This window comes from Opitutus terrae PB90-1 (assembly GCF_000019965.1).
Lineage (GTDB): Bacteria > Verrucomicrobiota > Verrucomicrobiia > Opitutales > Opitutaceae > Opitutus > Opitutus terrae.
The window spans coordinates 3,794,237-3,809,851 of record NC_010571.1 but is presented as its reverse complement, the minus strand read 5'-3'; the positions used below and the strand labels follow the sequence as shown (position 1 = coordinate 3,809,851).

Sequence of the window (15,615 nt, the reverse complement as noted above, 5' to 3'; positions counted from 1 at the left end):
GGTGAAGCCGACCTGAAGAACACTCACACCAAGCCTGTCGTCCCGCGCGCCGTGAACCGCACGAACGCCTCCGCCGCCCGCACCCCGCACTCCGCGCCGCGGAACTGCTCCATGAGCGTGTGGCCACCTTCCGCATAAATCTCGGCCGGATTCTGGCTCGCATGGCAGAACACCGCGGCGCGTTTCACCTCCTGCATGTCGGTGATGTCCACGTAGTCGGTGGGTCGGAAGGTCATCGTTTGTTGGCCCGCGCAGACTTCAAAGAAGAACAACTCGAACGGCGGCGCCGCCCGCAATCGCGCCTGGATCACGAGCGTAGCCGCGACCTGGTGATCGGGGTGCGAGTCGATGGGCCAGTGCGCCAGCACCAAATCAGGTTGCAGGTCGGTGAGCGCCTGCGTCATCCGCGCGACCGCCGCTTGATCGAACACGGTCACACCATCGATCTGGCCAAAAAATCTCGCGTGCGCCCCGAGCAATCCGCAGGCGCTTTCCGCTTCGGCCGTGCGTGTCGCTGCCGCCTGCGCCGCGGTTTGGCCCGCGATCCCGGCTTCGCCCCGGGTCAGGTACAGCACCGTCACGTTGTGCCCCGCCGCGCTGAATTTCTTTAACGTGCCGCCGCAGCCGCTCTCCGGATCATCCGGATGCGCGCCGACCGCCACGATCCGCAACGGCTGCGCCGTCGGTGCCGGATTTTTCGCCAATGCACTCAGCGGCACCGTCGCCAGCGAAACCGCGCCCGCTCGCAGAAACTCCCGCCGCGTCGTCGTGCTCATACCCCCACCTTGGCAGCCAGCGTCGGTCGCGTCACGTCCGATTCCGCCCGCATCGCAGGCCAGACACCGGTGTCCGCAGGTTTGACGGCCCGCCCCTCAGCGGTCATGGATTTTCGAATGCGCATTCTTTGCTGTTTCTTCGCGCTCGGGCTGATGGCCGGCCCGGCCAGTGCCTTTGCGGCGACGCCGACCGACGGTGTGGCCCCGATGAAATCCGAGTGGTTCACCGCCAGCGAGGTCGCGCCCGCTACGTGGCGGATCGTCGACCATGGCACGGTAAACGTTTACCTCGTGATCGGTCGCGATCGCGCGCTGCTGATCGACACCGGCTACGGCCAGGCGAATCTTCGCCAGTATGTGCAGTCGCTCACGTCGCTGCCGCTGACGGTGATCAACACGCACGGGCATCTCGACCATAGCGGCGCCGACCTGCAGTTCGGCACGGTGCTGGCGGATCCCGCGGACTTCGCCGGCATCGAGCGCACGGCCGACTCGGTTCGACGTGAGAGCAAACCGGATCCCAAGCTGCCGGCCGCGGAGCGGTTCGATTATGGCGCCAACGCCAGGCCGCTCGCATTGAAGCCCGTCAAGGACGGCGAGATCATCGACCTCGGCGGGCGTCAGCTCGAAGTCATCACCACGCCCGGACACACCCCGGGGGAAATCGTGCTGCTCGATCGCGCGCAGAAACTGCTCTTTGCTGGTGACCACATCAACCGGCTCGTCTGGCTACAGCTCCGCAATTGTCTGCCGCTCGAAGCTTACCTGGCGAGTTTGGAGAAAATCGCCGCGCGCGCCGATGAGTTCACCACGATCATGCCCGGCCACAACGAGCCGTTCGACCGGGGCGTGCTCGCAGAGAAGATCACCTGCGTGAAAGGCATCCTTGCAGGCACGATCGCCGACGAGGCTTATCCGCACGCTTTCGCCTCGGGCCGCGTCGCGAAGTTCGAGCGTTCGTCCGTCGTCTTCGATCCGCAGAACCTTCAGGCCAGGCAATAGCTGCGCCCGGTGCCCGGACATCAGGAGCCCGGCCAACATCCGTCATTCCAGCGGTGCGGTACCGCGATGCAGCGGCCAACTCGCTCGCTGGCATCGCGATCCAGTCGTCGCCGGCTTCGTCAGGATGTTCGTCCATCTGCTGCCCTTTCAGACGTGTGGCAACGAACCCGTCGAAGGGCCTTGTGCCCGGCGTGATGGCGCCCCTAGACTCTGCTCGCAGCCGCCCAGACGATCCTGCGCCGGTTAACCGACTCTTTTCTTCTTCGTGACGATTGCTGTTCCACTCACTGCAGCCAACGAGTTCTCCGTGCACTTCGGTGCGGCGGCGAAGGTCGGCTTGTTCACCCTCGATACCGCCGGGCGCCGGATCGTGCGGTTCGACGTGACCAAGCCACCCGTCCGGCTGCCGTGCGGTTGGGGAAACTGGCTCGGGGCCCGGGGCGTGACGGTGTTCCTCGCCGGCGCCATTTCCGAGGGGGCGCTCCAACGACTGGCCGCCGGCGGCCTCAAGGTCGTCGCGGGTGTTCGGCCCGAAGTTCCGCTCACGCTGGTCCAGGCTTGGCTCACCGGCACGCTGAGGCCGGGCGCCAACGGGTGCGAAGCTGGGCAGTTTGCCGCCGCCGCGCCCACCTGGTCCGCGCCTACCCCCCGCGACAACACTTGCGCCGGCGCGTGTTGCTGTCTGCGCGGTCTGGTCCGCGCGCAGAACGATGTGGTGGACTGTCGCAGCTGACTGCGTCGCGTCGGACGCAATGCTCGCAGCTAGCCCGGAAATTTATGAACAGGAGTGATGCTCAGTCCGAAATTTCCGTCCGCTTGCGGCGGAGCGACTTTGTCGCGGCTAGCCCCGACAGCTCGGCCCGGAGGGCGGATATTTCATGAAATATCCGGGCTAGTCCGATTGACTCTGCCGGTCGGCGTTGCTCGCGAAGACAGCCTCGATCGCCTGGAGGGCGTCTCCCTCGTCCGGGCCGTCCACGTCGATCTCCACGACCGATCCCATCGACGCGCACAACGCGAGCACGCTCAGAATGCTGCGCAAATCCGCGATCCGTCCGCCACAACGCAGCCACACCAAAGAGCTGTAGCGCTTCGCGGTGCGGACGAGCGTGGTGGCGGGCCGAAGATGCAGCCCTCCGCGCCAAAGCACGACGACCCGGGTCGATTTCATGCGAGCATGCGACTCGCAGCCGTGACCGTTGTTTCACTCTCGGCTGTCATCAACGCGGCAAACGATGAATTATTGAGGACGACGGAAAGAAGCTGCAGCGGTCAGATTGGGCGCGGACTCCGCTCGCGCCGGGAGCACCTCCGGTCGTTCCATCGGACCCGCCCTACCCGTGCGGCGTCACGTCTATTGGTATGGCTCCATCGGGTGAGACGGTCATTGGCTCAATGCCGCGATGGCGCGGGCGCAGTTCTCCGGCTTGAGGTAAAGCACCACGCCATAGCCGCCGTTCACGCCGGCGATTCCACTCGCCTCCGGAACATCAATCTCCGCCGCGGCCAGTTTTCGATAAATGCCTGACAGCGCGCCCGGTTCCTCTCCGCCTTTGATCAACACCGCCGGACGCGGTCCGTCCAATGTCACTCCCGCCGCTCGCGCCGCAGCCGCGAGCGTCGGGCTGTCGGCCGCGAGCAGCGTGAACCGCGCGCCGGCCGCCGCCGGCACGGCCTTGAACGCGTGCAAGTCGACGCCTGCGGCGGCGAACTGCGAGAGCAACCGGGCTCCGTCGCGGACCTGATTCGCCACCGTGAACTGGAAGGATTCAACGCGTTTGATGTCGAGCGGCATGACGTCTCCTGCTGGTTGGACGGCTGAATTGAAAACTGCAGGACCAGCCACTGCCTTCCGCCGGGTTGGGTCGAGCCGATTCAAGGGTGTATTGCAGCGCCCGTCGCAGCACTGTCGCATGGTCTCCGATCGTTGTAGCCGGGCTCGGTGAGCCCCGGCACCGGTGTTTCGTCGTGTTTAGCGATAGCGGTAGACGGTGACGCGCTGAATACCGCGATCGAGGCCACGCAGCGAGATGCTGTTCCCTTGGCCTGTATCATCCCCTGCGAGCCGCCGACCCGGCACCCACCGGCCGTCGACAAACTTCCCCTCTTCGACCGTGGCGAGGCCCACAAGCGGCGGACCGGGCTTCTTCGGCATAAAGGTGATCGTGAGCCCGCCGCCCGCGAGGTAGAATTCGTCCAGACCTGTCGCGATGAACAGGCCCCGCGGATCCACCGGATCTGCGTCCGGCGGTGGCGTTCCCGCCGGCACCGCACGCGGATTGCTCCGGCCGACGGCGAGCGTGTAGTCGCCGAGCTGAATTTGTTGCGACGGCGTGAGCTCGCCGAGCACGACACCGGCGACCCGGCCCTCGGGCTGATGCGCCAAAATCAGCGGCGCGAGTTGCGCGATCACGCTGTAGCTTTTGGCTAGCTCGAGATCCGGCCCAGGCCCGCGATCAATGCCAAAGGGACAAAACCCGATCGCCGCGCACGCGCCGATCGCATAAAAGACATTCGCCGCGCCGACGGCCCCGCCATGCGTTTCTGGGATGAACAGCGGATTGCCGCTGCGACTGAATTTGTCGGCCCACGTTTTGAATTCGAAGTAGATGTCCGGCGCCAGGAAATCCAGCTGCGGCCCGCCCGCCCGCCAGAGGTCGAGCGAATGCGGCAGCGGCCCGCCGCTGTTGTATTGGCCCGGCGCGTAGCTGGGCCGAATCAGTGCGGCGTTGGTGAACATCGGCAGCGGATACTCGGCTTTGCCGGCTTCCGCCACTTTGCCGATGTAGCGGGCGTAGTGCCACGCCATGAAAAGATCCTCGGTTTCCAAACCCGGTCCGAACACCTCCTCCCAACTGCCGCTCGTTTTGAAACCCGCCGCCAGCCACTTGGCCCGCAGCTCCGGGGCGAGCGTCTCACGATGGCCGGCCAGATAGCTCATCAACGCGTCCGGCACCGCCGCAGCATAAGCGGTATTGGCCACCGGAGAATGGTCGCGGGCATCGGGAATCACGCCGACTTCGTTTTCCACCTGTACCATCAGCACCGTGTGCCGTTCGGCATCGAGCTGCTTCACGCGACGCATGAACGCCGCGAACGCGCGCGCGTCGGCCTGTTGGCTGGCTTCGCTGAGCGGCGTGAGCCGCTCGGTGCCGGAGCCATTGCGCAGCTGGACGCGTGGAAAGCGTTCGAAATCCCGCTTCACCCAGTCGGGCGCGTAGCTGGACCACGTATTTTTCCAGCTGCCGAACCAGAGCAGAACGAGCCGCATGTCGTGCGCCCGGGCCTGCTGGATCACGCCATCGACCAGGGAAAAATCAAACGTGCCCTCCTGCGGCTCAAGCTGAGCCCACGAGACCGCCACGAGCGCGGTGTTGAGATGCGTTTCCCGCAGCCGGGGCCAGATCGGCGCGAGGTAATCGAGACTCGTGGCCGAGTTGTTGAGCAGCTCGCCGCCAAGGATCAGGAACGGCGCGCCGTCCACGACGAGCTGCGTAACCTCGCCGCGTTTTTCCAGACGCGGAATCACGTTCTGCGCCGCGGCGACCACGCCGACACTCGCGAGCACGAGTCCGGCGAGTGCGATCCCTTTGAACGCACCCCAACGTGGGAGCCAACGGCATCGCGCGCGGCCCGGCGCAAATGAACCGCTGGGCGTGACGGGAATCGGGAGTTTGGACAGAGTCATCGGCGGCAGGGTTGCCAAGCCACCGCGGCTGTTCGAATCCGCAGACAGACCGGACGGCAGCTTGGGTTAAAGGATCTCAGCCCCGTCCCCGCCGGCGGTCACGCTCCTTTCCGCTCAGATAATTGAATCCGGGGCGCGACCGTCCCAGTGCCGTTCCATCCGGTCGCCTAAGCACTCCCCTTTCGCGCTCGACCAAACCCTAAACCGGCTCCGGGAGAATCGCCCGACGTCGAACGGCTGCCCACGTTGCGCGGTGGTGGTTCAGCTTTCGCGGGGCAGCTAGAGATCGCACTTTCAGCGCCGACTAGGAAGTGGGATCAAACCCGAAGACGCGTAGCTCCTGACTGCAGCGGCAGGCCTTCGCGAGGCGTGCGGCCCACACGACAGCTGCAGCGCGCGAGGGCAGTTCGAGCACGGTGAAGCCGCCGTTGAGTGGCGGCGCCCACGGGTAGCCACCTTCGGTCACGGTGCCGTCAGCCGCAACACGTGCGGACAGCACGGCTTCATCGATTCCGCCGGCGAAGACATAAACGCCGGCAGCTTTCGCCTCATCGATCACGGCACGAGCATCGCGGCCCACCGCCTCCCGTTCGCCGTCGGGAACGACCATCGCTGCGCTAGGAAAGGAAATGAGATACTTGGCCATGGCTCTTTGTTTGGATCTGAGGACAGTCGCACGCGAAGTTTTTTGCCGAATGTTAACGCCGGGCCACTGGAGGCGGCGGCACGGCTCGTGCGTCCCTAGCCCCAATATGGTCCGCTGAAGTCTCTTGATGGTGGATTCGCACAACCGATCAGTGAGGCCAAGAGCACGATCAATACAACGGGTCTCATCTTTTTGCCAAACAGCAGTGTTGAACCAATCGTTGAAACAAAAGACTTCGTAACTGGCTGATCCGGCGGAGTCGACCGGTTCGTGTCAACGATGGGAGGGCCCCGATGAGTGCAGCGTCCTTGTTGATGCGGAAGAGACGCCGTCGCAGCGTGGTCGGCGACTCTGGCTGTCGGATCCGAGGTCCCGCCGCGCTCACGGCAATTCAACTCGCGCCGCAGCAATCGCAGCTCACCGCCGGCTCGTCGGATTGCGTGAGGTTCAGCCGTTCCAGTCGGCCGCAGCGGGCGGCGAAGCAGTGCGGACACGTGGAGAACGGCTCCAGCGCCCACGTGTCGACGAACACGCGGCCGCGCCCGATCGCCAGCGCCGCACGATGGGCCGACTCCAACTCGGCGAGTGTGGGCGGCACGAACTCGCCCGACTCGCGCAACCGCTCGATCGCGCCGTTGCCGTCGCGGGTCGGGATCAGCGTCACCGCGCTCGCGCCACACCCGAACGCAAACTCCGCCGATTTCACCACCCACTCTGCCGCCTCGGCGCCGCTCAGGAACGGCGGATTCACGAGCAGGAAAACGCGCAGCGCGATCTGATGGTTCGCCAGAAACTCCGCCGCCCGCGCGAACTGCGCCAGGTCGAATTTCTTGTTCAGCTTTCCCAGCACCTCCGGATGCGCCGTTTCGAGTCCCATCGCCACCTCGAGCGAGCCGTCCAGCAAATCCCGGAAAAGCACCGCGCGATCGCCGATCAGCAGCGGATGCGACTCCACCACCACGTGCCGCGCAAACGCGAGCCGGCGCGCCACCGGCGCGTAGTCGATCGGCGGAATCGCGGCCACGTCGAAGAAGCTGCCGCTGTTGTAGAGTTTCACCTGTGCGGGTCGTTTTCCCGCTTGGGTCCACGTCTGCAGCGCCGCGTCGAGCTGCCGCGGGATCGCGCCCGCCGGCACGGTCTCGCGCGTGGTGTCCTTCCACAGATCGCACATCAGGCACTTCCACGGACACTCGCGGTTCGTCAGCAGCACGACGCCGGTATCGACGACCTCACCGGACGCGAGCCGCTCGCGCTCCAGAAAAACTCCGTGCGGCGCGTTCGGATCCGGCGTCCGCGTTCGCGCCGGTCGCTGCGCGAGAATCCAGGCGGTGCGATCTTCCGAGGGAACAACGGATGCCATGCTTTAGCCCGGTGGTTTGATGGGGACGCGACGCCCTCGTCGCGTCTCAGTCAAAGACCGCGACGAGGGCGCCGCGGCTCCAGCCGACCGCTGGCGGGACGATGCAAGTTGCGCGTGCACGATCATCGCACCGGAACGAAACACAGATTGCACCGATGGGTGCGGACAGGGGCCACCGAATCCGTGGTCATCCGTGAAATCCGTGGTGAACAAGGCCTCCGGCCGCCGTGCTATTGGTACAGCGCGTGATACTGTCGCCGGTAATCGGCTTCGCGAGTGTTGAGCCGCTCGCGCAGCTGCTGCACCGGAATCGCGCCGTGCTGGAACCGCCGCTTTTCGAACACCGGCAGGTCGATGCCGAAATGTACCTTGATCCCGCGCCGCGCGACCTCGCCTTTCAACGAGTAGAGTCGGTCCACCGACATCTCGCTCAGCGTGGCGAAGGGAATGCCTTCGGCCACCGCGATCACGGCCGGCCTCGTAAACGGACTGAAGTCTTCGAACCCGCACTGCCGCGCCGGCGCATAGGTCCGCGCGTAGCTGCGGCTCAGCCCGCCGCTGTAAGTCAGCGAGTGTTTGATCCGACCGACGCCCCAGCCTTCGTGGTAGAGCATGAGATTGTTGACGACACTGCGGATCGTGAGCTCCGGATTCTCCTCGATCGGATAGTCCTTCAGATTCTCGTCGCCACCGTCGCCATCGACGAGCAGCCGCCACTCCGGATAACGCGCGCGGATGCCGCGGCACAACGCCAGCACCATCGAAGCGCATTCGACATCGAGCGGCTTGTAATCCTCCAGGACCCGCAGCGTGTCCGCGACGTTCAGCGAAGCCGGATCCGCCTCAATCGTCTCCAGGAACAGTCCGAGCCCGAGTCGCTCCAAAAACTCCCGCGCCTGCCGGACATCCGGCCCGTCGCCGAAGTCGAGCGTGAATGCCTTCAGTCGCGCGGGATTCATCCCGAGCTTCCGCATCACTTCGTAGACGGTCACGAACACGGCGCCGCTATCGACGCCGCCCGAGAAGCACACGCCAATCGGCTCGTGCTCGGGCATGCTGCGGAGCCATTTCGCAACCTCGTCGGCCAGCGCGCCGATGTAGGCCCGGCCAATCGCGTCGAGGTCGGCCGGCAGCGCGTTGCGCTCCGGCGTGAAATACCGCGTGTAGGTGGGATCGGGATCCGGGCAGCCGATGAGCTGCAGCTCGATCACGTAGTGCGCCGGGACCATTCGCGTGTAGCTCGGGTGAAATTGCCGGTCGAGTCCTTCGCGTTTCAACTGCTCGTGGATCGCGTCGATCCGATCGGCGACGATCAGCGCCGGACCCTCGCGGCGTTTGGCGAGGAAGTAGCGCATCGGCCGGTCGAGCGAGCGCGCCATCCGCACGCGCTTGCCCTCGCGCGCGACGATCGCGAACGAACCGTCGATTTCGCGCACCGACTCGGGCGAGCCGTTGAGGATCCGCTCGCGCGCCGCTTCGATGGTCATATTGTGCAGGCGATGTGAGGCAGGATCGATGAGATCCACGAGCCGTTCGATATAGTCGTCCATGGGGTGAGGAGTGGAAAGCGGAGGATCCGAGCTGAGCGCCGGATAGCCGGCGCCGGCGCGAATTGGGTCCGCACGCCAACCGTTCGCCGGGCGGGAAGCAACGCGAAACGCGCGCGTCGATGTGGCACGGAGCGTCCGCCCGTGGAGGGCGCTTCGGCTCGCCAGCGCGCCGGCGGCGCCGTGAACAGCAGTCGTCGGCGAGCAGCAGACCAGCAACAAGCCCGAGCCTTCTTCCGGGCAGGATGCCCGTGCTACTCCGCGCCGCCCAGCTCCTGATCGTATTAATGAAAGCTAATGAAATTTCCCCGCGGCCGATGAGGGTTGCCCGATCGCCGAAACTGCTGCTGGGGTGAGGCCAAGTCTAATGTCGTCTTCATCGTGGATGAAGCCAACGCCAACCCAGTCCCCCTCATGTCCCTGTTCTCACTCGTTCGCCGCTTTCGTTTCCCCGGATCGCTCTGCCTGATCGGCTGGAGCCTGCTCTTCACCGCCGCCGCGGCTCGCGCGGAATTCACCGCCCCAAGCTGGGAAGGCAGCTGGGTGATGATCCCGGAGCAAAGCAGCACGGTCGACGTGTTCGACACTGTGTCGCTCGACTTCAAGTCCGTCTCGCCGGACCGCGTGCACCTGATCGTGCATTGGGGCGCGCAGCGCTCGGTGGACGAGCCGCTCGATCTACGGCTGGGCGGCGCGGTCAACTCGGTGCCGGTCACCCACAAGTTTTTTGGCGGGAATGTTTTCATGGGTGTGCGGCGCGACGTCGGCGCCACGCGCGAGATCGTCGCACACTGGAAGGGCGCTCCCTTCGCGGAACTCCTCCTGCAGGACAAGCTACCGATCCACGCCCAGCAAGGCCGGCGCGTCTTGGATGGCAGCGCGTCACTGTCGCTGAACACCGACGGCACGGTGCTCACCTGGCTGGTGCAACGCCCCACCCGCCCCGCCGACGACCCGCTCGTGTATCGCTTCAAGCGCGCCGGCTACCGTGACGCCTATTCCATGAAGATGACCGACAACTGGGACATTGACGGCGACCTGCCCACGCAAGCCGCGTTGATCACACTCCAGGGCGTCGTCAACCGCCACGGGCCGCTGCTCTACTTCGTCTACGGTCCGGAGTGGGACTATCGTTTCACCGGTCAGATCAAGGAATTCTACCAGCAGAAAAAACAGTTCTCGTTCAAGCAGCTCACCTCGCTGCGTCAGGCGCTGACCACTTTCAAGGACCAGGTGCACAGCTATGTGGTATGGGACAAAGCCGTGCGCACCTCGTTGATCGTTTCGTTCACGGTCGCGGGGCTCGAGGACGCGATCGTGGTGTCGGAGGAACTGATTCCGCTGATGCAGGAGCTCGGGCTCAAGCCGGTCGCGGATTTCCGCGGGCAGTTCACCGGCCAGAGCGATGTGCAAATCTACCAGTGGGCCTACGACCAGTACTGGAAGCGCTGCAGCAAGGACTACATCTGCTGGATGGGCGGCGATGGCGGCCGGCGGATGCGACCGGGCGTGGCCGATTTCGGGATGTACCACCGCTGCTTCTTCACCGATCTCTCGACCGACGCGAACAACCCCAAATGGGCCGAAGAGTACCAGCTCGCGGACAAGCTCCTCTCCGAGATGAACCGGATGGCGATGTGCTTCGGCTGGCACTCCTACGGCAAGGATAAGGAGCGCGATCACGTGAAGCTGGCGTCATCGCACGTCGTCCGCGTGGACGGCCTGCACACGTTGCCCAACACGAGCTTCAACACCCAGGTGCCGCTCACGCCGGGCTACACCTTCCGGAACCGCCACAACGTGCAACCGAACGCGACCGTCACGCCCCAAAAGAAAGTCTACCTCGCCGCGGTGCAGACCGACTCGCTCGGCATCGGCGCGTGGACGCGGCCCGGGCGCGGCACGATTCCGTATGCGTGGCAAGTGACGATGAACTGGCTGTGGATGTCACCTTCGGTGCTCGAGATGTTCTACGATCAGGCCACGCCGAACGACCTCTTCATCGGTGGACTTTCGGGCCCCGGCTACATGTACGCCAAGGCGATTCCCCGCGACGCGCTGCCGGCCGCGATCGCCAAATCGCGCGAGCAAATGAAAACGCTCGATCTGAACATCCACGAATTCATGGACTATTCCGAGGGCGCGTCGGTCGAGGGGAATCCCGACCTGCCGCAGTCGCTGATCGACATTTACCTGAAGGAAATGCCGGAGGCGATCGGGTTCATCAATGGCTATGCCCCGGCCTACACCTTCATGCGCAAGGAGGGTCGCGCGCTGGTGTCCTATGATTACTATCTGGCCGAGGGCAAAGCGGAGCGCGAGGTCGTCGCCGACTTGCTCGAACTCGCCGCGATCAATCGGGACCGGCCGTATTTCCTGCTCATGCACGTGCGGCAGTGGAGCGACATCAGCCGGGTGAAGTCGGTGCTCGATCAACTCGGGCCCGCGTTCGAGGTGGTGCCGCTCGACGTGTTCCTCAAGATGGCCGCCGCCGCGCCGACGTTCGAGACCTACACCCGGCCGGAGTAAAATCCGGCCAGGTCCGCGCCTCGAACCAAGCCGCCCAACCTCGCGGGACGACGCCAAGCCGCGCATTGCCGCGCAGTTTGGGGCGGCCACGCGCCTGTGGTCGCCGGGCCATTGCTGTGCCGGGAGAGATCCCCGTGGCTCGCCCCGCCGGGCTGACACTTGGCCCCTTTTCGTGTGCGGTGGCTCCCTCTCGCCAATGCTCCGCTGCGATCCGTTCCCCCCGGGCCGGATGCTCGCGCATGCCCCTGCCTCCAATCCGTGCCGCCGTGCTTCGCCACCGAGATCGAAATTGGCCGGTGCACCAGCGGCTGAGCACCGCGATCGGACGCCCCGCGGCGCAACCACGAGTGGCCCCGCTCCCGCAGTAGCGCGCCGCTCGATCCCGTCCTCTCATCTCTCAACCCTCAACTCTCGACTTCGCCCACACCTCTCTTCACTAGACTCTCCGCTCTCAGCTGTTAGCAACACGCCATGTCCAAGCGCCTGATCTGGATCAGCGGTGCCGTTTTGATCCTCGTGATTGCCGCGGCCCTCCTGTGGTTTTCGCCGGCTTCGCGCTCGTCCCACGCGACGTCCGCCGAGTTCATGCAGCTAATGACGCGCGGCAACGGACTGCTCGAGAACGGCGACGCCGCCGGGGCGATCGATGTTTACACCCGGGCCCTGCCGCTCTCGCCGCAAAGCACCGATGTCCGGCTCAACCTCGCCAACGCCTACCTGCTCGCGGAGCGACCCATGGACGCCGCCGCGGCCTGCCGCCAGGTGCTCGACCTCGATCGCAACAACGCTGCCGCCTACTACCTGCTCGGCTGCGCCCTGCTCCGCCAGAACCAGCCCGAGCCCGCTGCCGAGGCGTTTCAACAGTCATGGAAGATTGAACCCGGCATTCCCGCGCTCGATTTTCAGATGGGCATGGCCCAGCGGGAACTCGGCCACTTGCCCGATGCGATCAGCCTGTTCGAGAGCGTCGTCCGCGCCGAGCCCGCCCATCCCTCGGCTCATTATCAACTCAGCCAGCTCTATCGTCGCGTTGGTCGCGCCGAAGACGCCACGCGCGAGCTCCAGCAGCACCAGCAAATCCTCGCGGGACTCTCGGCAGCCTCCATCACCGTCGCCGCGCTCGAGCGCTGCAAACACACGCAGCCGCTCGCGCCGTTCGTCCTCGCCCAACCCGAACACGACGGCATCGCCGTGCGTTTCGCCGACGACACCGTCGCCGTCTTCGGTGAGCTGGCAGCGAGTCATCGCGGACCACTGGCGATCGTCGACTACGGCCACGATGGCCGGCCGAGCCTTTTCGTGCAGGACCAGACCAGCGGGTTCGTTCTGCTCGACAACCGCGCCGGCAAGTTCGCTCCGCTGGGCCGACCGCTGCGCGTGCCGGCCGACGGCGGCTATCGCACCGCGCTCACCGGCGATCTCGACAACGACGGACTCGACGACGTGGTCGTGCTCGGCGAGCAGGATTCGCGCGTCTTCAAGTTTTACGCCCAGGGCCGCGTCCGTGACGCGACGCGCGCCGCCGGACTCGAAGGTCTCCGGGCCCGCGGCGGACTGCTCGCCGATCTCGATTTCACCGGTAACCTCGACCTGCTCGTGGTGAAGCCGGATGGTTCCGGGCTCGGCGTCCGGCGCAACCTCGGCAACCTGGCCTTCGACGCGAACTGGTCCGACTCCGGTCTGCCCGCAGACGTTCCGGGCGCCACGCACGTGCTGACCGAAGACTGGGCCAACGAAGGACGGCCTGGTGTGTTTGTTGCACGCACCAGCAGCGCGCCGGTTTTTTTTGCCAAGCAGCGTGCGGCGGCGTTCACCCCGACCGAGCTGACCCGCACGTGGCCGACCGGCGCGGTGATCGCGACAACGGATTTCGACAACGACCTCCGCGCCGAAGCATGCCTCGCGACTGCCGACGCGATCGAGTTCGTCGGGCGCGAGCCGCACCAAAACCGCACGCTGCCGCTGAATGGGTTCGCGGTCGCGCAGCTGCTGCCCGTCGACTACGACAACGATGGCTGGATCGACTTGATCGCGTGCGGCGCGCAGGGCCTTCGGATCTGGCGCAATGCCGGCAACGCCGGCTTCCGCGACGTCACCGCCGCGCTGGGACTCACCGCCGCCGGGCCGATCGAGGAAATCGTCGCCGCGGATTTCGACACCGACGGCGACACGGATTTCGTGACCGGATCCGAAGCGGGGCTGCGCTTTTGGCGCAACGACGGCGGCAATCAAAACTTGCAGCTCAAGCTGCGGCTCGCCGGTCAGCGCTCGAACACGAGCGCGCTCGGCGTGCGCGTCGAAGTCACCGCCGGCAACTGGCGCACGCGTCGCACGGTCCGGCAGAATCCATTGGAGCTTGGCGTCGGTCAGCATCGGCAGCTCGATGCGCTGAAGATCCGCTGGTTCGATCTCACCACCTCGCAGGTCGACGTGCCGATCACGCGCGAGGTTCACACCGTGGCCGAGCCGACGCTGCCAAGCGGCTCATGCCCGTATCTCTACGTCTGGCGCGGCGCGCGTTTCGAATTTGTCACCGATATCCTCGGCGCCGCCCCGCTCGGCTTGCCGATGAGCGAAAAACGGTTCGTCGCGGCCGATCCCGAGGAGTTGCTCGCGCTCGGTAACGAGACGGCCTTCGTCCCGCGCGACGGCGCCTACGAAATCCGAATCACCGAGGAATTGCGCGAGGCGCTCTATCTCGACGAGGCGCACTTGATCGCCGTCGACCATCCGATCGGCACCGTGGTGCACCCAACCAGCAAGATGCTGCCCGGTCCGCCGTTCCCGCAGCACGCATTGCGGGTGCTGCGTCCGCTCTCGGCTCCGCACCAGGCGACGCGCAGCGACAATCTCGACGTGACTGCGGCGTTGGCACGAATCGACCACGTGATGGTTTCGCCGGTGCAGTTGCGCCGGCCGCAACTCCGCGGACTCGCGGAGCCGTACGCCGTCACCCTCGACTTTGGAGTGTTGGCGGCCGAGCGGCCGCTGGTGTTGGCGCTCACCGGCTGGATTCGGTTCGGCGGCGGGATGGCGAACATCTCGGGCTCGATTGACCCGACGCTGCCGTTTCCGTTTCCCGGCCTCGAGGTGGAACTCGCCGACGGCGCGTGGCAGAAGGTGGACGTTGTCGTCGGTACGCCCGCGGGCAAAACGAAAACGATTCTGGTCGATCTCGCCGGCAAGCTGCCCACCGGCGCGCGCCGACTGCGGCTCTCCACTGCCTATGAAATCTACTGGGACGCTGCCTCGCTCTGCGAAGATGCCGGCACCATCGACACCCGCGAGCAGCACCTCAACGCAACGCGCACCGACCTGCGCTGGCACGGCTACGGTCGATTCGCGGATCTGCCGCCGTCGCTGCCGCTCACGCCCCTCTACGACGAGGTCTCGAGCGTGCCGCCGTGGGATCGCACGCCCGGCGGCTGGTTCACGCGTTACGGTGCCGTGGACGAACTTGTCGCGCGGCGCGACGATCGGCTGGCACTCCTCGCCGCGGGCGACGAACTCGCGCTGTCGTTCGACGCCGCGCAGCTGCCGCCGCTCGCCCCCGGGATGACGCGCGACTTTTTCCTGCACGTGGTTGGTTGGGACAAGGACGCCGACTTCCACGTCGAGCAAGGGTGGCGGCTCGAGCCGTTTCCTTACAGCGGCATGGACGACCAAACCTACGGGAAGGAAGCGCGGCCCGCGCACCTCGATGACGCGTGGATCAAGGACTACAACACTCGCTGGGTGGACGAGATCGTTCCCCATCCCGCCGGGAAACCGCAGCCCGTGCCGTGAGATTAGTCACCATCGGACGCGAACGAACGTGAGCAGGTCTTCTGACTTCACTGGAGACGCGACGCCCTCGTCGCGTCCTTCCGGCGACGAGGGCGTCGTCGCTCCCACCGAACCGATACCGTTCGATGTAGCCGGGGTCGTTGACCCCGGCGCCGGCCTCAACGAGGCCGGCTACAAGGAAGGATCGTGCTTGGCCATGGACGACCAGACGCGACGAGGGCGTCGCGTCTCCACGACCCGCCCTTCTGAAGCTCGCGGCCGCGGCGTCAGCTCTGTGCTCT

The 15,615-nt window shown here is 65.6% G+C and carries 11 protein-coding genes; 4 read left to right on the top strand and 7 right to left on the bottom strand.

What is annotated here, in order from left to right; all coding sequences use genetic code 11:
• Window positions 1–23: 23 nt before the first annotated feature.
• Window positions 24–776 carry a PIG-L deacetylase family protein gene (locus OTER_RS15010; RefSeq protein ID WP_012375780.1) on the bottom strand — a complete coding sequence of 251 codons (753 nt, stop codon included), beginning with the start codon at window positions 774–776 and terminating at the stop codon, window positions 24–26.
• Between the two features lie 117 nt (window positions 777–893).
• Here OTER_RS15010 and OTER_RS15005 point away from each other — a divergent pair, with 117 nt between their 5' ends.
• Together OTER_RS15005 and OTER_RS15000 are read left to right on the top strand one after the other, a co-directional pair.
• The gene (locus OTER_RS15005) at window positions 894–1,778 is read left to right on the top strand and encodes an MBL fold metallo-hydrolase (RefSeq protein WP_044891792.1); all 885 of its coding nucleotides are present in this window, start codon (window positions 894–896) and stop codon (window positions 1,776–1,778) included.
• 265 nt (window positions 1,779–2,043) lie between these two features.
• Entirely contained in the window at window positions 2,044–2,511 is a 468-nt protein-coding gene (locus OTER_RS15000; protein ID WP_012375778.1) for a NifB/NifX family molybdenum-iron cluster-binding protein, read from the top strand.
• 159 nt (window positions 2,512–2,670) lie between these two features.
• Here the strand turns inward: OTER_RS15000 and OTER_RS14995 are convergent, their stop codons facing one another.
• The 6 genes from OTER_RS14995 to OTER_RS14970 all read right to left on the bottom strand — a co-directional run bounded on the left by OTER_RS14995 (window position 2,671) and on the right by OTER_RS14970 (window position 9,022).
• The gene (locus OTER_RS14995; RefSeq protein WP_012375777.1) at window positions 2,671–2,949 is read right to left on the bottom strand and encodes an HPr family phosphocarrier protein; all 279 of its coding nucleotides are present in this window, start codon (window positions 2,947–2,949) and stop codon (window positions 2,671–2,673) included.
• Between the two features lie 213 nt (window positions 2,950–3,162).
• A complete protein-coding gene (locus OTER_RS14990) occupies window positions 3,163–3,573 on the bottom strand; it encodes a hypothetical protein (protein WP_012375776.1) in 411 nt (136 codons plus the stop codon).
• 177 nt (window positions 3,574–3,750) lie between these two features.
• On the bottom strand, window positions 3,751–5,466 hold the full coding sequence (locus OTER_RS14985) for a GH35 family beta-galactosidase (RefSeq protein ID WP_012375775.1): 1,716 nt from the start codon (window positions 5,464–5,466) through the stop codon (window positions 3,751–3,753).
• Window positions 5,467–5,770: 304 nt separating this feature from the next.
• Window positions 5,771–6,112: a YciI family protein gene (locus OTER_RS14980; RefSeq protein WP_012375774.1), complete on the bottom strand. Its 342-nt coding sequence runs from the start codon at window positions 6,110–6,112 to the stop codon at window positions 5,771–5,773.
• A 391-nt stretch (window positions 6,113–6,503) separates the two neighbouring features.
• Window positions 6,504–7,472: an archaeosine biosynthesis radical SAM protein RaSEA gene (locus OTER_RS14975; protein WP_012375773.1), complete on the bottom strand. Its 969-nt coding sequence runs from the start codon at window positions 7,470–7,472 to the stop codon at window positions 6,504–6,506.
• A 230-nt stretch (window positions 7,473–7,702) separates the two neighbouring features.
• The gene (locus OTER_RS14970) at window positions 7,703–9,022 is read right to left on the bottom strand and encodes an asparagine synthase-related protein (protein WP_012375772.1); all 1,320 of its coding nucleotides are present in this window, start codon (window positions 9,020–9,022) and stop codon (window positions 7,703–7,705) included.
• Between the two features lie 411 nt (window positions 9,023–9,433).
• On the opposite strand from OTER_RS14970, the gene OTER_RS14965 reads away from it, so the two are divergent.
• Both OTER_RS14965 and OTER_RS14960 read left to right on the top strand, forming a co-directional pair.
• A complete protein-coding gene (locus OTER_RS14965; protein ID WP_012375771.1) occupies window positions 9,434–11,548 on the top strand; it encodes a GxGYxYP domain-containing protein in 2,115 nt (704 codons plus the stop codon).
• Window positions 11,549–12,019: 471 nt separating this feature from the next.
• Window positions 12,020–15,334, top strand: coding sequence for an FG-GAP repeat domain-containing protein (locus OTER_RS14960; RefSeq protein WP_012375770.1), 3,315 nt, complete (start codon window positions 12,020–12,022; stop codon window positions 15,332–15,334).
• Window positions 15,335–15,615: the final 281 nt, after the last annotated feature.